The organism is Anoxybacillus sp. TBDG-1, assembly GCF_054815885.1.
In genome coordinates, this window is sequence record NZ_JBTZSY010000005.1 from 49,413 (window position 1) to 69,381 (window position 19,969).

Here is a 19,969-nt window from a genome sequence, read left to right on the forward strand (position 1 = left end):
GAACAAATAACCATGCAAAAAAAGAAGCTGATCCATTTATAGAATCAGCTTTGCAAGGCGTGCAAATGCTCAAAAAACGCTGGATATGACACCGCAATCGCTTCGGGACGTTGGAGAGTGACATTTCCTTTTGTGATGCACGATGCGATGGCTAACATCATGCCGATGCGATGATCACCATAGCTATCAACAATGACATCGTTCGCATGCAGGGATGTTTTCCCATGAATAACCATCCCATCTTCTGTCGCTTCGATGTGAGCACCAAGCTTTCGTAACTCAGATACGACCGTAGCAATACGATCTGTTTCTTTTACTTTTAACTCGCTTGCATCTGTAATGACAGTCGTTCCTTCCGCTTGCGTTGCTAAAAGCGCAATGATTGGGATTTCATCAATTAATCGCGGGATTATATCCCCTCCAATATGCGTTGCTTTCAACATTGAAGTACGAACGATAATGTCGGCTACAGGTTCACTTTCTTCATGACGAACATTTTCAATCGAAATATTTGCCCCCATGTCTTTTAATACGTCAATAATCCCTGTTCGCGTCGGGTTCATTCCGACATGCTTTAACGTAATTTCGCTATTTGGGACAATTGCACCAGCCACTAAAAAGAAAGCAGCGGAAGAAATATCGCCTGGCACTTCTATATCAATCGCTTGAAGCGTTTGTCTTCCTGTGACGGAGACGCTTAATCCGTCAACATGGACGTCCGCTCCAAATGCTCTTAACATACGCTCGGTATGATCGCGCGAACGATGTGGTTCAGTAACTGTAGTCGTTCCTTCTGCATGTAAACCTGCAAGCAAAATAGCTGACTTTACTTGTGCGCTCGCAACGGGGGAATGATACGTTATCGGCTGCAGTTGACCACCACGAATGGCTAACGGTGTATAGCGTCCTTGTTCTCGTCCGTCAATGTGTGCGCCCATTTGTTTCAATGGATTTGTGACGCGATCCATTGGTCGTTTCGCAATTGAATCGTCCCCGATTAAACAAGCGTGAAACGGACAAGCCGCTAAAATGCCTAACAATAAACGTGTCGTCGTTCCTGAGTTGCCGACATTTAATATATGTGTGGGCTCTTTTAAACCGTCAATCCCTTTTCCTTCTACAATCACTTCATTTCCTTGTTGCGCAATTGCTACACCCATTTTTCGAAAACAATCGATTGTACTTAAACAATCTTCACCTGTTAAAAAATTTGTCACCCGCGTTGTTCCTTTCGCAAGCGCACCAAACATAATGGCGCGGTGAGAAATGGATTTATCCCCCGGGACAGCAATCTCTCCTCGCAATGCATGTACATTTGTTTTTAATTCCACAATTCCACCCTCTTTTATACAACGTGCGTTTCATAGTTTGTATTTGCTTCAATACAATGTTTTGCTCGTTGGCGGTCATCTTCTGTTTGAAAGCTTAAACGAAGCACGCCGTAAATATCTTCGCGCGTTTCAATAATGCGGATGTTTGTAATACTAATGCGCTCTTTTGCCAAATAACCCGTAATTTCAGAAATAACCCCTGGATAGTCTGGCACATCAACATATAAATCATAGAAAGAAGGAATCGCTCCTTTCGTTCGAACAGGCAATCCATCACGAAACCGTTTCGCTTCATGAAAATATTGATAAATGCGTTCGCTATCACCGTCAGCAACGTATGTGCGGATTTTTTTCATTTCCTCAATCCAACGATCAAACAGCTGTAGCAACTCCTCTTTGTTATGTATGAAAATATCACGCCACATTTCCGGGTTGCTTGAAGCAATGCGCGTAATATCACGAAATCCACCTGCGGCTAATCGGCTCACAAGTTCATCTTCTCGCTCGTACTGCTGAGCTTGATGAACAAGGCTTGCTGCAATGATGTGCGGAAAATGGCTAATGACGCCAGCAATGCGGTCATGCTCTTTCGGTGTTAATGTAACAAAATGAGCTTTCGTTCCTTCAAGCCAATGTTTTAGTCGTATGACATCTTCTTCTTTCACATGTTCCGTTGGTGTTAAAATGTAAAAAGCATTTTCAAACAAATGCGCACGCGCAGCTGCCACTCCGCTTTTATGCGAGCCGGCCATCGGATGTCCACCGATAAACGTTGCTCCTTTTTCTAATAACGGCAACGCTTGTTTGACGATGCGCTCTTTCGTGCTTCCGACATCTGTTACAATGACGTTTGGTCGTAACGAGAGATGAACTAAGTCTCGAAGCAATTGCTCCGTTTGAACGACAGGGGCAGCAAGCACGATGACATCCGCTTCACATGCCCCGTGGGCAAACGACGGTACCGCTTCATCAATGACGCCAAGCGAACGAGCTAAACGTAGTGATTCACTTGATACGTCATATCCGATCATTGTCGCGTTCGGATGCGCTCGCTTTATGGCAAGCGCAATCGAACCGCCAATTAAACCAAGACCGGCAATTAAAATGTTTCCTCGCAAAACTGCCCCCTTCTTTCTTTCAACATGTTTGTTAAAACCTGAATAATCGTTTCGTTTTGTTCCGATGATCCGACTGTAATGCGCACAGCGGTCGGAAAACCGAGAGCGCATCCTGAACGAACAATGATGCCGCGTTGAAGCAAATACGTAAACACTTCGTCACCGCTAAAGCCGAAATCAATTAAAATAAAATTCCCTTCCGACTTATAATAATGCAGGCTATGTTCATCACAAAATGTGTAGAATTGACTTAGCCCTTGTTTATTTTTTTGTGCACATTGTTCAATAAATGTTTGATCGTTTAATGCGGCGAATGCTGCCGCTTGCGCTAGCCGAGATGTATTAAATGGTTCACGCGCTGGCTCGATTGCTTGTAAAATATGCTCGTGGGCGATACCATATCCGATGCGGAGCGACGCTAATCCATATGCTTTTGAAAACGTGCGTAAAATCATCATATTCTCATATTGCTGAAGCAAAGAAACAGTATTCGGATAATCTTTCGCTTGCACATATTCATAATACGCTTCATCAACAACGACGAGCACGTGTTTTGGTACTTTGTCTAAAAAAGCGCGCAAAGAAGCGTTATTCACATACGTCCCTGTCGGGTTGTTTGGACTACAAATCCAAACGACGCGCGTATCATCATCGATTGCTTCAAGCATCGCTTCTAAATGATGGTGTCCGTCTTGAAGCGGAATCTCGCGCACTTCCGCACCTTCAATGATCGCATTATGGCGATATTGTGGAAACGTCGGCGTAGCCATTACTGTATTCGTCCCTTTTTGTAAAAAAGCGCGACAAACGATTTGAACAACTTCATCCGAACCATTTCCGAAAATGAGCTGCTTTTCATTGACGCCAACGTGCGCTGCAAGCGCCTCGCGCAACGCTCGGCTATATCCGTCGGGATACAACGCTAAATAATCAAGTTCTTTCATAATCGCTTGTTGAACAAGCGGTGAACAACCGTACGGATTTTCATTTGATGCTAACTTAATGACTGTCTCTAACTGATATTCTCGTTTTACTTCTTCAATCGGTTTGCCCGGTTGATACGGTTTTAGTTGATTCAGTTGTTGCTTGACTTTCATTTTTCCCCACCCTTTTCAATGGTTCAATAAGTGAAACGACATATTGAGAAAAAGCGATGAGCGCGTTTGGGCGTGTATGCACATCGTTTAATTCATCTTGTAGCTGTTCAATTTTTTGCACAATGGCACTACCGATGACAATGCCATCACATACGTGTTGTAGTCGATTTACTTGTTCAGCTGTTGAAATACCGAATCCAACGACAACAGGGACACGGCTATATAATTTCACTTGTTTCAAAAATTCGTGCAATTCCGCTGGCAACGAATCCCGAATGCCCGTTACACCTAACGATGACACGCAATATAAAAACGATTGAGCTTGCGATGCAATCATTGCGATGCGTTCATGAGACGTTGGAGCGACAAGCGAAATATACGGAATTCCATATGTGTCACCTAATGTTCTCATATACTCGCTTTCTTCAAACGGTAAATCTGGAATGAGTACACCGCTCGCACCATTTTGTTGCGCTAAAGCAAAAAAGCGTTCTTCTCCTAATTGTAACACAGGATTGTAATACGTAAAGACAATAATCGGAATTTTTACACCTTTTTTTCGCATCCGTCCAATGAGCTCAAGCGCTTTTGTTAACGTCATTCCATTATTCAGCGCCCGACTCGCTGCACGTTGAATGATCGGTCCATCTGCAAGCGGATCCGAGTATGGTACACCGAGCTCTAATATCGTTGCCCCTGTCTGCTCAAGACATATAGCTAAATCAATTGTCACCTCTTCACAAGGATCGCCCGCCACGATAAATGGAATAAAATGTTTCATTTCCGCTCATCCCCTTCTAAATAGTTCATTACCGTTTGCACATCTTTATCTCCTCTTCCTGATAAACAAACGAGAATCGTTTCATTTTTTGGACGAAGGGGGGCGATTTGAAACGCTTTAGCAAGCGCGTGCGCCGATTCGATCGCTGGAATGATTCCTTCTGTTTCTGCAGCCATTTGAAGTGCTGCAATCGCTTCTTCATCTGTGACACTTTCATAGCGAACACGACCGATATGTGCTAAATATGCATGTTCTGGTCCGACACCTGGATAATCTAAACCGGCTGAAATCGAATACGGTTCTGTAATTTGACCGTGTTCATCTTGCAATACGTATGTGAGAGAGCCGTGAATGACACCTTTTGTCCCTTTTGTTATTGTTGCAGCATGTTCTGTCGTATGCACACCTTTTCCAGCTGCCTCAACACCTATACATTCGACATTATCGTCTAAAAATGGATGAAACATGCCGATCGCGTTACTTCCACCACCAACACAAGCAATGATCATGTCTGGAAGTTTTCCTTCTACTTTTAACATTTGTTCGCGCGCTTCTTCACCAATAATACGTTGAAATTCACGCACCATCATCGGATACGGATGCGGTCCAACGACAGAGCCAATCATATAAAAATGATCATCACAATGCTCCACCCAATAACGAATCGCTTCGTTTGTCGCATCTTTTAGTGTACGATTGCCGCTTGCTACTGGAATGACGTGCGCACCAAGCAATTTCATACGAAATACGTTTAACGCTTGTCGCTTCACATCTTCTTCACCCATAAACACTTTACATTCCATACCAAAGCGAGCGGCAACGGTCGCCGCAGCTACTCCGTGTTGACCTGCACCTGTTTCAGCGATAATTTTTCGTTTCCCCATTCGTTTCGCTAACAACGCTTGCCCAATGGCGTTGTTAATTTTATGAGCACCGGTATGGTTTAAGTCTTCACGTTTAAAGTACATTTTCGCCCCGCCTAATCGTTCTGTCAAGTTTTTTGCAAATGTTAAAGCGGTCGGTCGTCCCGAATATTCATACAAATGGCGCATATATTCGGCATGAAACGAAGGATCAGCCAATGCTTCATGCAATTGGCGCTCTATATCAGCTAATGGACGCATTAATGTTTCTGGAACGAATTTTCCACCAAACATGCCAAAGCGACCACGTTCATTTGGTAACGTCAACATGATTTCACCTTCTGTTCAATTGTTTTTATTTTTTGTTCACTTTTTCTATCATTTTCTTCAATTCCACTACTGATATCGATCCCGAATGGTTCATATGCTAACAGCTGCTCAACGTTGTCTGGCGTAATACCTCCAGCGATGAAACAAGGAACACCTTGTTTATATGCTTCTTCCATGTATTGAGGAACATTACACCAATCAAATGAGATGCCTGTTCCACCCCACGCTCCTTTTCGTCCGCTATCAATAACAAAACCATCTGCAATGCCTTTCCATGCGCGCATATATGTCCACGCTCCAGGGGAATGGTGAATCGCTTTCCAAACGGGGATATGGAACGATTCTTTTAATTGCTTGACCGTCTGAATCGTCTCCATGCCGTGACATTGAATAATCGATAAAGGAACGTGTTCAAGAACAGAAGCGACAGAGCAAAGCGTTGGATGGACAAAGACGCCAACGATTTGTTTTGCACCAAGTTGAACGACAGATAACCATCGTTTCACATCTTTCGGTTCGACTTTTCGCTTACTTTCTGCAAAAACGAATCCGATATAGTCCGCTTTGCTTTTGGCAATAAGTTGCACATCTTGCAATGAACGATTCCCACAATATTTTAAAACGGTCATATTTAACGCTCCCCAAACAATTCATAAATGGCTACATCGACAGCTGGCTTGCGCATGAGCGCTTCGCCGACGAGCATCGCATGTGCACCTGCTTGTTGCACGATTTGCACGTCATCGAATGTGTGAATGCCACTTTCACTAACAATCATGCACTGAGGCAAAAGCGGAATAATTTGTTTTGTCACATGAAGCGATGTGTGAAACGTTGTTAAATCGCGATTATTAATGCCGATCACTTTCGGTGTGAACCGTTTCAAAATCGCTTCTACGGTTTTTTGGGTATGCACTTCTACTAAACATTGCAATCCCATTTCGTGCGCTTCTTCATATAATTCATGTAAAACACTTGGATCGAGCGCCTCGCCAATGAGCAAAATCGCATCTGCACCAATACGGACACTTTCAACAAGCTGCTTGCGATCGATAATGAAATCTTTACGTAAAACGGGTATTTCAATATGTTTTTTCACCTGTGTGACGTATGAGCGGTGACCAGCAAAATATTTTTCATCTGTTAAAACAGACACGACATCGGCACCCGCTTGCTCGTATGCGCGGGCAATATCAACGACATTCATATGTTGGCGAATGATTCCTTTCGATGGTGACGCTTTTTTCACTTCTGCAATCAATCCTAAAACGCGACGTGGCTTCGCTAAAGCATCGTAAAACGAACGGCGCGGAAGTTGTTCATATGTCTCTGGTAATTGTAACGATGAAACTTCTTCTCTCTTTGTTTGCAAAATTGACTCAAGCATACATTGCACCTCGCAATCGCTGTAAATATGCATAAGCACGACCGGTTTCAATAGCCCTCCTCGCCATATTAACTCCTTCTTCAATATCCGATGCGACACCGGCAACATATAAAGCAACACCTGCGTTTAGTAAAACGATATTTGTTGCACTTTTATTTGCACGATTAGCAAACACACGTTCAATGAGTTGCGCACTTTCGTTTACGCTATGAACGCATATGTGAGACAAACAGCCACGCTGTAGCCCTGCCTCTTCTGGTGTAATGATGCGCTCAATGATATGGTCGTGTTTGAGTTCGATCAATTGCGTTGCCGCACTAATGCTGCATTCATCTAAACCGTCATCGCTTGTGACAAACACAGTATGTTCCGTTCCGATTCGTCGCAACGCTTCAGCCATTTTACGCGCATCTTTTTTATCATGTACGCCAATCACTTGGCGTTTCGGTTGAGCTGGATTGACGAGCGGACCGAGCAAATTGAATACCGTTCGCATTTTTAAACTTTGGCGAACAGGGGCAACATGCTTCATTGCCTCATGATAAAATGGAGCGAATAAAAAAACGAGCCGATGTGTACGTAACGCTTGTTTTGCTTCTTCTTCTGTTTTCGGCATCGGGATCAGGAAATGCTCAATGACGTTCGCGCTCCCACTTGTCGACGACACCGCACGATTGCCATGCTTTGCGACAGCAACATCGAGCGAAGCCACAAGCAAAGCGACGGCTGTCGAAATGTTAAATGTCCCTTTTCCATCTCCCCCTGTTCCACACGTATCGATCACCGGTTCGCCGAAAGAAACCGTTCGCATGCGTTCACGCATGGCCCGAATAAAGCCAACAAGCTCATCCACCGTTTCACCGCGAAACCGTAATAAAGCTAAAAAAGCCGCTACTTGTTTTTCATCGACCTCCCCACTCATCATCGCATGCATCGCTTCATACGCTTCTTGTTCCGTCAACGTTTGTCGCGCAGCACATTTATGCAAAAACCTTTCAAACACATCGTTCCCCCCTTTTAAATACGTGCTCTGCAAGCTGAATCGCATGAATTAAAGCGCTCGCTTTATTTCGTGTTTCTTTCCATTCCAATGCAGGCAACGAATCCGCAACGATTCCCGCCCCTGCTTGTACGTATGCTACGTTATTTTTTAATACAGCTGTGCGAATCGCTATGCACGAGTCAATATTCCCGTCAAAACCAATATAGGCAACTGCACCTGCATACACGTTGCGCGCTGTCGGCTCTAGCTCTTGAATAATTTGCATCGCCCGAATTTTCGGTGCTCCGCTCACCGTTCCCGCAGGAAAAGCTGCGATCAGCGCATCAAGCGGATGAACGTCATCACGGAGCGTTCCTGTTACTTTTGAAATTAAATGCATGACGTGTGAAAACTTTCCGATTTGCATAAATTGTGGCGTACACACCGTCCCATACATAGCAACACGACCGATGTCGTTTCGTGCTAAATCGACAAGCATATAATGTTCCGCTCGCTCTTTCGGGTCATGAAGCAACTCGTTCATGAGCGCAACATCTTCTTGTTCATTTTTACCACGACGACGCGTCCCTGCGATCGGGTCAATTTCAAGCTCCCTGTTTCGTACTCGAATGAGCTTTTCTGGGGAGCTACCGACGATGTGTTCCTCACCAATTTTTAAATAAAATAAGTATGGTGACGGATTTAATAAACGTAATAAACGATATAGCTCAAGTCCATCAATGGACGTTTCAATCTCAAATCGTTGCGACAACACCGTTTGAAACACATCTCCGCTTGCAATGTACGATTGAATGTTTTCAACGGCTTCATAAAACGTTTCGCGATCCATATTCGAACGAACCCGGTCAAATGAAACACATATATTTCGGTCGAACATCATATGTGCCTGTTCATCGTAGCCTTGAACCATTTGACGTGCTAGCTCATCGATTCTTCGGCAAGCTGCCTCATATTTTTCTACTTGTTTTTCTTCATCATCTGTTTCCGTTAAACGAACATAATGAATGAGTAATAACTCTTTTTTTATATGATCAAAGGCAAAAAGTGATTCGCAAACGACAAAATGGACGATTTTCATTTGCAAATCGTTATACGCATGATATGGGACTCTCTCAATGGAAGAAATAAAATCGTAGCTTATATAACCGACAGCTCCTCCACGAAACGGAACGTCCAATGATAACAGTTGAACGTTTAAGTGCTGCTGCATCGTCACAAACGCTTCTTGGATTGTCGCTGTACACGCGAGCACTTGTTGCTTTTCTTTCACAAAAAATTGCTTACCATCATCGCTTTCAATCGACATAAACGGGCGAATGCCGATAAACGAATAGCGCGACCAAGGGGACATGTCGTCTTTGCTCTCAAGCAAAAACGCCGCCTCATCACGTAACGCCACAAATAGCTGAATAGGTTGAAACGTATCGGCGAAAAAACGGCGCACAATCGGAATCGTTCGAAACTGAGAAGCTGTCTGTAAAAATGTAGCTATATTCATGATCGTTCTCCTTTCTTGGAGAATGAACATGAGGGGAAACAAAGAGGCAAGTAAAAAAGCCTAAAGACGAGCGGTCTTTAGGCGTACGTATCCTAATGATCCTCTGCTCCGCTCTCACTCATTCTCTACTCAACTGTTACTCTACTCAACTAACTTATAAACCATCATATTATATGTCTGACTTTTTTGTCAACTTTAAATCTGGGCGAAGTTGGATAGCATCGCGTAAATATACGTGATGCATATCTTGTTGCGTCCGATTCGTATGTACGGTCATCATGACGCGAATACATTTTGGTAACGCTTGTGGAACGTTAATTTCACGCATACACATGACAGGTACATACGTCCAGCCGTCCAGATGACGCAACGCTTTTGCCGGAAACGTAGCGTTTAAATCATCGGTCATCGAAATGAGTACCGATACGACGTCTTCTGCTTTCACATCGTTTTGCCGTATCATTTCCGTTAACAATCGCTTCGTTTCGTCTATAATTTCTCGTTCATCGTTATCGCCCACAGTCGTTGCCCCGCGAATCGCTCGAATCACACTTTCCTCCTCCTTCTTCAGCGAACACGTATAGCCATTGCAGTAATTGCTCATCATCTATCCGCTCTACGCATACCGTTCCAATCTCTTTCATTAACACCATACGCACCGTTTGATCTTTCGCTTTTTTATCTTGTTTCATTTTTTCGAGCAACCGTTCAGGTGATACGTGCGATGGAAGGGTTGTTGGAAACCCATAATGTTGAAACAGCGTTCGAAAGGACGAATAAAAAAGCGGTCGTTTGTAAAAATGTTCGCTTACAAAAATGGCAAATAACATACCAAGAGCAACCGCATCTCCATGGGTCACCACTCCGTAACCGAGCTCACTTTCTAACGCATGACCGAGCGTATGACCAAAATTTAAATGAGCACGAACACCTTGCTCTTTTTCATCTTTGGCGACAATGGCCGCTTTAATTTCAATTCCTTTTTGGATTGCGTATTGCAAACGATCACCACATAAATGATCGAGATTTTGCACATTCGCTTGTAACCAACCGAAAAAAGCACGATCATAAATTAAAGCATGTTTTACAATTTCTGCAAAACCGGAGCGCATTTCTCGTTTTGGAAGCGTATGAAGTAAAGAAATATCGTAAAAAACGAGTTCAGGTTGATAAAAAGCGCCAATCATATTTTTTCCGAGCGGATGGTTAATGGCTGTTTTCCCACCAACAGCACTATCATGCGCTAGTAACGTCGTCGGCACTTGAACGAATCGAATGCCACGCATATATGTCGCTGCGACAAAACCTGCTAAATCCCCAACGACCCCTCCGCCAAGCGCAATAATTAATGAATCACGATCGAGATGGTTTGTTAATGCTGCCGTATGGCACGCGTAAAACTGTTCAAATGACTTCGCGCCTTCTCCACTTGGAATAATATGCGTATACACACGGTCATATGTTTGACGAAGAGCTTGTTGCACATCAGCTAAGTAAAGTGAAGCGACTGTTTCATCTGTAATGATAAGGACAGCTGTCACATGTGGACAAACACGATCAATTATGCGATCTATCATATGCAATAATTCATTCCCAATGACAACTTCATACTGTTTCGATGACGTAGCAATGTGAATGCATTTCATCATTAAAACTCCTTTGCATACCGACGCATGTTTTCAACATTCTCTATAATGAGATCAATGCGATCTTGTCCAAATTGTTCGACAATGGCATTCGCAACTTCCCATGCTACAACGGCTTCAGCAACAACGCTTGCCGCTGGAACTGCGCAACTATCTGAACGTTCAATGCTTGCCGCAAACGGTTCTTTCGTTTCAATATCGACACTCATGAGCGGTTTATATAATGTCGGAATCGGCTTCATGACTCCGCGCACAACGATCGGCATGCCCGTCGTCATCCCGCCTTCGAATCCGCCAAGTCGGTTCGTTTTGCGCGCATATCCCGTTTCTTCGCTCCATATAATTTCGTCGTGCACTTCGCTTCCAAAGCGGCGTGCAGCTTCAAAGCCGATGCCAAACTCAACACCTTTAAAGGCATTGATGCTAACAATCGCAGCAGCAATTTTTGCATCTAACTTCCGATCATAATGAACATAGCTCCCAACGCCAACCGGAACACCTTCAACAATGACTTCAACAATTCCACCAATCGAGTCGCCTTTTTCTTTCGCTTCATCAATTGCCGCCATCATCTTTTTTTCCGCTTCTGAATCAAAGCAGCGAACAGGAGATTGCTCTGTTACTCGTTGTAACTCTTCAAGTGATGTATACGCGATATGTTCCGCCTTTATCCCTCCGATTTCAACGACATGGCTTGCGATGCGAATACCTAATTCCGATAAAATGCGCTTTGCTACCGCTCCAGCTGCCACACGCACCGTTGTTTCACGCGCCGAAGAACGCTCTAACACGTTGCGCATATCACGATGACCATACTTGATCGCCCCGTTTAAGTCAGCATGTCCTGGACGCGGGCGTGTCACTTTTCGTTTCACTTCTTCTGTATCACTAGCGAGCGGTTCGATCCCCATAATGTTCGTCCAATGTTTCCAATCGCGATTTTCAACAACGAGTGTAATCGGCGAACCGAGCGTTTTCCCGTGACGAACACCGCTTAAAATCTTTACTTCGTCTTTTTCAATTTGCATGCGTCGTCCGCGACCATATCCTTTTTGCCGACGCGCTAAATCTTCGTTAATATGCTCCACCAAAAGAGTCAAACCGGCCGGAACGCCTTCAATAATTGTTGTTAATTGTGGACCGTGAGATTCACCAGCTGTTAAGTATCGCAATTCCCTCTCTCCCTTCATCTCTTTAAAGCGATTATGTATGAATATAGCACATTTTTTTGGTGGACGTAACCCCTTAATTGCACAGAAAGCGACCAAACTCGGTCGCAATTACATTTTTCGATAAAAAAACGTATCCTCCACTTCAAAACCGTATGCTGTTGGATTAAAAATTTGTTCCGTGCTACCGACGAAAAATATTCCTCCAGGTCGAAGAGCGCGATTAAATTTTAAGTACAATTCATGTTTTGCTTCTTCTGTAAAATAAATAAGGACGTTGCGACAAACAATTAAGTCGAAATTCGTCTCAAACGGATCGGCAAGCAAATTATGCTTTTTAAACGTGACCGTTCGTTTTATATCATCGATAATTTTATAGTGAGACCCTTCTTTAACAAAAAATTTTTTCTTCACATCTTCTGGTACTTCTTGAAGAGAACGTTCCATATAAATGCCAAGCTTCGCGCGAGCCATGGCGTTATCATCAATGTCTGTCGCTAATACGCTCACTTGCGATAATGGCATAAATTTAGACAAAATAATCGCTAACGTATATGGTTCTTCCCCTGTTGAGCAAGCTGCACTCCAAACTTTCAATCGTTTATTTTTTTCAAGAAGTTTCGGAATAATTTTTTTCTCTAGCACTTCCCATCGTTTTGCATTTCGGAAAAATTCAGATACGTTAATCGTCATACGGTCTAAAAACTCATGAAACAACGCTTGATCATAGTTCATCGCCCGAAAAAATTCATCAAAATTTTTAAATCCTTTCTTTTCATAAAGAGAAGTTAAACGCCGTTTCATTTGCGCTTCTTTATATAACGCTAAATCAATACCTGTTTTTCGTTTCACGTTCGCAATAAATTGTTGATAATCACTCATACAAAAAACTCCTCTTCCTTTTCTTTCATACATACAGTATAACGAAAATGTGAAAAAACAGGAATAAAAAAATAAAGATAGGCATGCGCCTACCTTTTTTAATATATCCACTCGTTCATTAGTTTGTTGTAAGAAACGAGTTCTTCTTCTTTGAAAAATAGTTGAATTTCGCGCGCAGCGCTCTCTTTTGAGTCAGAGCCATGAATGATGTTTTTTCCGACAGTTAAGCCGAAATCACCGCGAATCGTGCCTGGTAACGCTTCTTGTGGGTTTGTTTTTCCCATCATTTGACGAGCTGTTGCAATGACGTTTTCGCCTTCCCACACCATCGCAAATACGGGACCGGACGTAATAAATTCAACGAGCTCACCGAAAAAAGGACGCTCTTTATGTTCTGCATAATGTTGTTCAGCAAGTTCGCGCGATACTTGCATCAACTTCGCACCGACAAGCTGAAAACCTTTGCGCTCAAAACGAGCAATGATGTCACCGATGACACCACGCTGTACCCCATCTGGTTTGACCATTAGAAATGTTCTTTCCATGACGAATTCTCCACCCCTGATACGTTATGTATTGGAATTGACTCCTCCGCAATTATACCATTCTGTATGCAAGTTAGCAATATTCGCCATGAAAACGTTTTAATTTTTCTCTTAATATTTTCGCTTTCCGATATATTTCGCAATGTTATAAAGTGCTGTCCAAGCACGGTTGCGCGGCAATTTTTGTAACGTATCAAGCGCTTTTTGCAAATAGCGATCCCCGAGCTCATATGACTTTTCGATCGCATTTGTTTGCTTAATGCGATCAATGACATTCGCCATTTCAAGATTTGTCGTATGTTCGTTTACTTTCATAATTTGTTCTTTTAATGTTCGTTCCCTCATGGCATACAAAACAGGGAGCGTTACATGACCTTGCGATAAATCGCTTCCTGCTGGCTTACCGAGTTGCTTTTCTGTCCCAATAAAGTCAAGAATATCGTCTGTAATTTGAAACGACATACCGACGTAATAACCGAACCAATACAATTTTTTATGGATAGCTTCAGGGGCTCCTGCCACGACAGCGCCGAGTTGACAACTTGCTGCAATGAGCAACGCGGTTTTTCTCTTAATTCGTTGCAAATAACGACGTAAATTTTGATCAAATCGGTATTTGTCGCTAATTTGCTCAATTTCTCCTCGACATACTTCAACAATAGTGTTTGCTAAAATGTGATGAGCGACTGGATCATCGATTTCACACATTTGTTCAAGCGCTCGGGCAAACAAATAGTCACCAACGTACATGGCAAATCGATCGCCCCATTTCGCTTGAATTGTCTCCTTTCCACGTCTCAACATCGCTCCATCAATCACATCATCATGGACAAGAGAAGCCATATGAATGAGCTCAAGAGCGACAGCCACCCGCTTCATTTTCTCAAAATGATACGTACCAAATTGTCCGCCAAGCAAAACAAACACCGGACGAATGCGCTTTCCTCCCGCTTCAAGCAAATGTAACGATGCTTCGTTGACGAGCGGATCGGACGTTTGCACCGTTATTTTTAATTGTTCTTCAATTCGGTTTAAATCTCCATTCAAAAACGAATACATCGCTTTTAGCTTCATCATTGTTCACCTTAACGTCTATCAGGTTTATGTCCGAGATGCATCGCTGCCACTCCGAACGTATACGGTTTCACTTGTACGTCCACGAAACCGGCCTGACGAAACATATTTGCTAACTCATCCATTCCCGGAAATTCACGTGCTGACTCTTGTAGCCACGAGTATTCTTCATAACTTTTCGCAAAAATCTTCCCAAAAAAAGGCATGACATAACGAAAATATGCATAGTACAATTGCCGAAAACCGATGAGCGTTGGCTGCGACGTTTCTAGACAAACGACTTTTCCGCCTGGCTTTACTACACGATACATTTCTTTTAATACCGTCATATAATCAGGAACGTTACGCAACCCAAAGCCGATTGTCACATAGTCGAACGTATCGTCAGGGAAGGGTAAACTCATCGCATTACCATGAACAAGCGTAACGTGTTGAAAACCGCGCTCTTTTACTTTTTCTTCTCCAACTTTTAACATATTGCGACTAAAATCAAGCCCATACACTTCACCGCTAGGTCCAACGGCTTCGGCTAACGCGATTGTCCAATCTGCCGTTCCGCAACATACATCGAGCGCTTTGGCTCCCCTTTGTACATTCATTCGTTTCATCGTATCTTTTCGCCATGCGACATGACGTTTAAAACTAATGACTGAATTCATCCGATCGTAATGATCAGAAATTTTTTCAAATACACGATGCACACGTTCTTCTTTCGACTGTTGCATAAAAATCCCCTTCTTTCAACTGAAATCAAACGAGGAGATGAGAGAATCGCTTTTTTACTTCTTCGTACACATGAAACGGGAGAAGATCTTGTAATTTTCGCTGACAGTGATCAATATAATCCATCAACGCTGTCGATTTCACTCCATCACGATGAACACGTTTTAGCGCGAACAAGTAATACGCTAATTCTCCCCACTCATGAGCATGCACATGTTCCGCAAGCTGACGAAGCAAAGCGGATTCAATAATAGCGATGCAATGAAAGCGTTCAAGATCATCCGACGACAGTTGCTGCAGGCGAATTTTTTGTATATTGATCTCTTTAATCGCTTCGGCAAAGCGACGAATGAGTGAAATGTCATGTCGTCGCGCTAAAAATTCGTAGTACAATCCACTATATAAATCTCCGGCAAGCACAGTTAATTGCCTTTGTTGCATCATTTGTTGCTCATCTACTTCATCATGGGTGTCAAGGGCGAGTTGAATTAACATCATGGCAAACACGTAATCGAGTGCGATGTTTTCTTCCACTTGAGCAGAACGTAACATAGAAAGAGCAAACGATATGCGATCTTCGTCTATGATGCGTGGTTGTATATAGCGATCGACATACGAATGGGCAATTGCCCGTTGAATGCGCATTCGTACTTGTTCGATTTGCTGTTGCATATCCATGACTCATCACCCTTGCTTCCCAAAAACTCAAACTTTATTATACCATAAACCTTCTTCACGTTAACGATGATTTTTCGCATCAGACTGAATTTCACCGTGCTGCGTTTGAATAAGCGCTTTTCCACGCACTTTAATCGCTGATGTATGCTCTGTAAATTGCGCAATAAGCACTTCCCCTTGATCAAGCTTTTCAGAATGATGAAAACGCGTATCCGAACCACGTGTTAATCCAATAACATTTACTCCATCTTCTAACGCTTTAATCACAACATAATCGCCTTGCATCATAATAACACCTCCTATTTAATAAGCGCTAATATTTCCGCACGAGCTTTGGCATCTGTTTCTAACGTTCCACGTACTGCGGTTGTAACTGTTTTCGCCCCTGGTTTTTTCACGCCACGCATCGTCATACACATATGTTCAGCCTCAACAACAACCATCACTCCATGTGGTTCGAGCATCTCCATAATGGCGTCAGCTACAGTTGCCGTAATTCGTTCTTGTAGCTGTGGACGTCGTGCCACTGTTTCGACCGTCCTTGCTAGTTTGCTTAGCCCTGTCACTTTTCCGCCACGCGGAATGTATGCGACATGGGCAACACCAAAAAATGGAACAAGATGATGCTCGCACATAGAATAAAAAGGAATATCTTTGACAAGGACGAGTTCTTCATGGTCTTCACTAAATACTGTTTGTAAGTGCACTTTTGGGTCTTCATGTAAACCGGAAAACACTTCTGCATACATTTTTGCCACTCGCTTCGGCGTATCTAACAATCCTTCGCGATTCGGATCTTCGCCAATCGCCTCTAAAATTAAACGAACCGCCTGTTCGATTTGTTCTACATTCATTTGTTGCATCCTCCTAGCATTGAACTTCACGTAATCCGATTCTAGCATATAAAGATGAAAAAAGGCAAAAAAGAAGAGGCAGCTCGCAACCGGCTACCTCTTTTTTTGGCTGTATGTAATTTCTTACTTTACAGCATCTTTTAACGCTTTCCCAGGTTTGAAAGCAGGAACTTTGCTTGCAGCAATTTCGATTTCTTCTCCTGTTTGCGGGTTGCGTCCTTTGCGCGCCGCACGCTCACGCACTTCGAAGTTACCAAAACCGATTAATTGCACTTTGTCACCGTTTTTAAGCGCTTCTGTAATCGCGTCAAAAACCGCGTCAACTGCTTTAGATGCATCTTTTTTAGAAAGACCGCTTGTTTCAGCTACCGCGTTGATTAATTCCGTTTTGTTCATGCCATTCACCTCCTCCCAAAGCGTGTGTTATACATTACTTTCAGTTGTTTACACTTTCTATTGTTTCTATACATTAACATGCCTTATATTAACTGATTCTTGCTCATAATTCAACATTTTTTCAACAAAATCATGCAATTTGCCTATTATTCTCCAAGGAGCCTAACATTTTCTGAATAAAGATTATCATATCGTGCTTTTTCACTGCAAGAGAAAATTTTTGTTCTAAAGCAAAAAAGACCCCAAATGGAGTCTTTTTATAAAATAATAGCAATTAATCCACCGGATCCTTCGTTAATAATGCGCTCTAACGTTTCTTTTAATTTATAACGCGCATTTTCAGGCATAAGTGCAAGCTTCGCTTGAATGCCTTCACGAACAATCGAGCTGAGCGAGCGACCAAAAATATCAGAATTCCAAATGGAAAGTGGGTCATCCTCAAAGTCTTGCATTAAATAACGAACGAGTTCCTCACTTTGTTTTTCTGTTCCGATGATCGGTGCAAATTCCGATTCGACATCGACTTTAATCATATGAATGGACGGTGCGACGGCTTTTAGTCGAACACCAAAACGAGAGCCTTGCCGAATAATTTCCGGTTCATCTAAGCTCATATCAGAAAGCGATGGGGCAGCGATACCATAACCTGTTTGTTTTACCATGCGAAGCGCATCAGCGATTTGATCGTATTCCGCTTTCGCATAAGCAAAATCTTGCATCAATTGCAACAAGTGATCTTTCCCACGAATTTCGACACCGACAACTTCTTTTAAAATTTGATCGTACAACTCGTCTGGCGCATATAAATCAATTTCTGCAATACCTTGCCCCATTTCAATGCCAGCTAAACGAGCCTCATCAATAAAATCATATTCGCTAAATTGTTGTACGACGCGGTCGACATCGCGTAATCGCTTAATATCTTTCACTGTATCGCGCACCGCATCTTGATAGCTTTCACGCAACCAATGATTTTCGCGCAACACCATAACCCAGTTCGGTAAATTGACGTTCACCTCTAATACTGGAAACTCATATAATGCCTCACGAAGCACTTGATATACGTCAGTTTCGCGCATTCCTTCTACGCTCAATGCTAACACCGGAATATCGTATTTTTCGCTCAATTGTTGCTTTAACATTTCTGTTTCTGGGTGTTGCGGACGCACTGTATTAATAATCATAATAAACGGCTTACCGACTTCTTTTAATTCGTTGACGACACGTTCTTCCGCTTCAATATAATTTTCGCGTGGAATTTCTCCAATCGATCCATCTGTTGTAATAACGACGCCAATTGTCGAATGTTCTTGAATAACTTTGCGCGTGCCAATTTCAGCCGCTTCTTGAAACGGAATTGGTTCTTCATACCACGGTGTATGAATCATACGTGGCCCGTTCTCATCTTCAAAACCTTTTGCCCCTTGCACTGTATAACCGACACAATCTACAAGACGGATGTTCACTTCAAGTCCATCGTCTACTTTCACTTTTACCGCTTGATTCGGAACAAACTTCGGCTCTGTCGTCATAATTGTTTTTCCAGCTGCACTTTGTGGCAGTTCATCTTGTGCCCGCGCTTTATCTGCTTCGTTTTGAATATTCGGAATGACAACAAGTTCCATAAACTTTTTAATAAATGTCGATTTACCTGTTCGAACGGCGCCGACAACTCCTAAATAAATATCTCCGCCTGTTCGTTCAGCAATATCTTTAAAAAGATCGACCTTTTCCAACTGCCTTCCCTCCTTTATATTTAAAAACATATGAGGACACTATATGCATATGTTGTTGTCCTATTTTTTTATGACTAAAAAAATCCCTTCTCTACAATGTATTTGTTTAGAGAAGGGATCATGACTTATTTCACAAGAAAAATGGGCTCTTTTTTCTTTTCATCAATCGTGTAAGGGAGAGAATAAGCAGGTACAAAAAGCGAATGCTTGACAAGCAAGTCGCGAATATCATCCCCATATTGATAGTGATGCGCCTCTGTTTGCAGTTTTTCGTATAAATCAATACGGTAATCAATATAAATTTCCCCTTTGCCATCAATGATGAGAGGAAGGTTTTTTCCTGAATACGGGCTAACGACATGAGGAGGTGCATCTAAACGAAGCTTCTTGTAATCGAGCGTAAATACGCCTTTTGCGAGCACGTCTTTAAATGGCGGATAACCATGAACGTCTTGATACATACGAATACGTAATTTTAAATCACGAATCGCCTCTGCGGCACGTAAATCGAGCAATTTCACTGTTGGATTTGTTTCGACATCAACGAGAACGTATTGATATACGCCACCGCTTTCAAATGCGTTTCCTGGCGGTTCCGCCATATATCGTGGCACAAGCATGTTGAAATCGATCGGATATTTTTGATAAATGGGCGTAGACATATCGCGTGTTTTAATTGGTAGTAAACCACCTGTTGCTTGCCGATATTCATTTACCGCTTGTTGAACGCGTTCAACTTGTTCTTTATACGGAATTTTGTTTTGTGCTAGCCGCTCTTGCGGATATAAACATCCAGATAATAAAACTGAGACGACAACGATCATTGCAGAAAGTAGCCACTTTTTCATCATTCATCCA

At 42.7% G+C, this 19,969-nt stretch carries 22 protein-coding genes; all 22 read right to left on the reverse strand.

What is annotated here, in order from left to right; genetic code table 11:
* Window positions 1-44: 44 nt before the first annotated feature.
* On the reverse strand, window positions 45-1,331 hold the full coding sequence (aroA, locus tag ACYQY7_RS02910) for a 3-phosphoshikimate 1-carboxyvinyltransferase (protein WP_461200645.1): 1,287 nt from the start codon (window positions 1,329-1,331) through the stop codon (window positions 45-47).
* Between the two features lie 14 nt (window positions 1,332-1,345).
* Complete coding sequence (locus tag ACYQY7_RS02915) at window positions 1,346-2,449, reverse strand: prephenate dehydrogenase (protein WP_461200646.1); 1,104 nt, start codon at window positions 2,447-2,449, stop codon at window positions 1,346-1,348.
* Window positions 2,431-3,546 carry a histidinol-phosphate transaminase gene (gene hisC, locus ACYQY7_RS02920; RefSeq protein WP_461200647.1) on the reverse strand — a complete coding sequence of 372 codons (1,116 nt, stop codon included), beginning with the start codon at window positions 3,544-3,546 and terminating at the stop codon, window positions 2,431-2,433. The genes ACYQY7_RS02915 and hisC overlap by 19 nt, the downstream gene beginning before the upstream one ends.
* A complete protein-coding gene (trpA, locus tag ACYQY7_RS02925; RefSeq protein WP_461200648.1) occupies window positions 3,488-4,327 on the reverse strand; it encodes a tryptophan synthase subunit alpha in 840 nt (279 codons plus the stop codon). The genes hisC and trpA overlap by 59 nt, the downstream gene beginning before the upstream one ends.
* Window positions 4,324-5,520, reverse strand: coding sequence for a tryptophan synthase subunit beta (gene trpB, locus ACYQY7_RS02930; protein WP_461200649.1), 1,197 nt, complete (start codon window positions 5,518-5,520; stop codon window positions 4,324-4,326). Before trpB ends, trpA begins: the two co-directional genes overlap by 4 nt.
* Window positions 5,514-6,149, reverse strand: coding sequence for a phosphoribosylanthranilate isomerase (locus ACYQY7_RS02935; RefSeq protein ID WP_461200650.1), 636 nt, complete (start codon window positions 6,147-6,149; stop codon window positions 5,514-5,516). The genes trpB and ACYQY7_RS02935 overlap by 7 nt, the downstream gene beginning before the upstream one ends.
* A gap of 2 nt (window positions 6,150-6,151) precedes the next feature.
* A complete protein-coding gene (gene trpC / locus ACYQY7_RS02940; RefSeq protein WP_461200651.1) occupies window positions 6,152-6,907 on the reverse strand; it encodes an indole-3-glycerol phosphate synthase TrpC in 756 nt (251 codons plus the stop codon).
* Window positions 6,900-7,910, reverse strand: a complete 1,011-nt coding sequence (gene trpD, locus ACYQY7_RS02945) for an anthranilate phosphoribosyltransferase (RefSeq protein WP_461200652.1) — start codon at window positions 7,908-7,910, stop codon at window positions 6,900-6,902. The genes trpC and trpD overlap by 8 nt, the downstream gene beginning before the upstream one ends.
* Window positions 7,903-9,408, reverse strand: a complete 1,506-nt coding sequence (gene trpE / locus ACYQY7_RS02950; protein ID WP_461200653.1) for an anthranilate synthase component I — start codon at window positions 9,406-9,408, stop codon at window positions 7,903-7,905. Before trpE ends, trpD begins: the two co-directional genes overlap by 8 nt.
* 169 nt (window positions 9,409-9,577) lie before the next feature.
* Window positions 9,578-9,958 (reverse strand): chorismate mutase, encoded by a 381-nt coding sequence (aroH, locus tag ACYQY7_RS02955; RefSeq protein WP_461200654.1) that lies wholly within the window; start codon window positions 9,956-9,958, stop codon window positions 9,578-9,580.
* Window positions 9,918-11,057 (reverse strand): 3-dehydroquinate synthase, encoded by a 1,140-nt coding sequence (aroB, locus tag ACYQY7_RS02960; RefSeq protein WP_461200655.1) that lies wholly within the window; start codon window positions 11,055-11,057, stop codon window positions 9,918-9,920. The genes aroH and aroB overlap by 41 nt, the downstream gene beginning before the upstream one ends.
* Entirely contained in the window at window positions 11,057-12,226 is a 1,170-nt protein-coding gene (gene aroC / locus ACYQY7_RS02965) for a chorismate synthase (RefSeq protein WP_461200656.1), read from the reverse strand. Before aroC ends, aroB begins: the two co-directional genes overlap by 1 nt.
* A 108-nt stretch (window positions 12,227-12,334) precedes the next feature.
* Window positions 12,335-13,105 (reverse strand): CheR family methyltransferase, encoded by a 771-nt coding sequence (locus ACYQY7_RS02970; protein ID WP_461200657.1) that lies wholly within the window; start codon window positions 13,103-13,105, stop codon window positions 12,335-12,337.
* A gap of 98 nt (window positions 13,106-13,203) precedes the next feature.
* Window positions 13,204-13,650: a nucleoside-diphosphate kinase gene (ndk, locus tag ACYQY7_RS02975; protein ID WP_461200658.1), complete on the reverse strand. Its 447-nt coding sequence runs from the start codon at window positions 13,648-13,650 to the stop codon at window positions 13,204-13,206.
* Window positions 13,651-13,761: 111 nt separating this feature from the next.
* Window positions 13,762-14,724, reverse strand: a complete 963-nt coding sequence (gene hepT, locus ACYQY7_RS02980; RefSeq protein ID WP_461200659.1) for a heptaprenyl diphosphate synthase component II — start codon at window positions 14,722-14,724, stop codon at window positions 13,762-13,764.
* Between the two features lie 11 nt (window positions 14,725-14,735).
* The gene (locus ACYQY7_RS02985) at window positions 14,736-15,449 is read right to left on the reverse strand and encodes a demethylmenaquinone methyltransferase (RefSeq protein ID WP_461200660.1); all 714 of its coding nucleotides are present in this window, start codon (window positions 15,447-15,449) and stop codon (window positions 14,736-14,738) included.
* A 25-nt stretch (window positions 15,450-15,474) separates the two neighbouring features.
* The gene (locus tag ACYQY7_RS02990) at window positions 15,475-16,125 is read right to left on the reverse strand and encodes a heptaprenyl diphosphate synthase component 1 (protein ID WP_461200661.1); all 651 of its coding nucleotides are present in this window, start codon (window positions 16,123-16,125) and stop codon (window positions 15,475-15,477) included.
* A 60-nt stretch (window positions 16,126-16,185) separates the two neighbouring features.
* Entirely contained in the window at window positions 16,186-16,413 is a 228-nt protein-coding gene (gene mtrB / locus ACYQY7_RS02995; RefSeq protein ID WP_004889838.1) for a trp RNA-binding attenuation protein MtrB, read from the reverse strand.
* An 11-nt stretch (window positions 16,414-16,424) separates the two neighbouring features.
* Window positions 16,425-16,988: a GTP cyclohydrolase I FolE gene (gene folE / locus ACYQY7_RS03000; RefSeq protein WP_461200662.1), complete on the reverse strand. Its 564-nt coding sequence runs from the start codon at window positions 16,986-16,988 to the stop codon at window positions 16,425-16,427.
* Window positions 16,989-17,102: 114 nt separating this feature from the next.
* The gene (locus ACYQY7_RS03005; RefSeq protein WP_461200663.1) at window positions 17,103-17,375 is read right to left on the reverse strand and encodes an HU family DNA-binding protein; all 273 of its coding nucleotides are present in this window, start codon (window positions 17,373-17,375) and stop codon (window positions 17,103-17,105) included.
* Between the two features lie 257 nt (window positions 17,376-17,632).
* Window positions 17,633-19,111, reverse strand: coding sequence for a stage IV sporulation protein A (gene spoIVA / locus ACYQY7_RS03010; RefSeq protein WP_461200664.1), 1,479 nt, complete (start codon window positions 19,109-19,111; stop codon window positions 17,633-17,635).
* 125 nt (window positions 19,112-19,236) lie between these two features.
* Entirely contained in the window at window positions 19,237-19,959 is a 723-nt protein-coding gene (locus tag ACYQY7_RS03015; protein WP_461200665.1) for a hypothetical protein, read from the reverse strand.
* Window positions 19,960-19,969 lie beyond the last annotated feature (10 nt).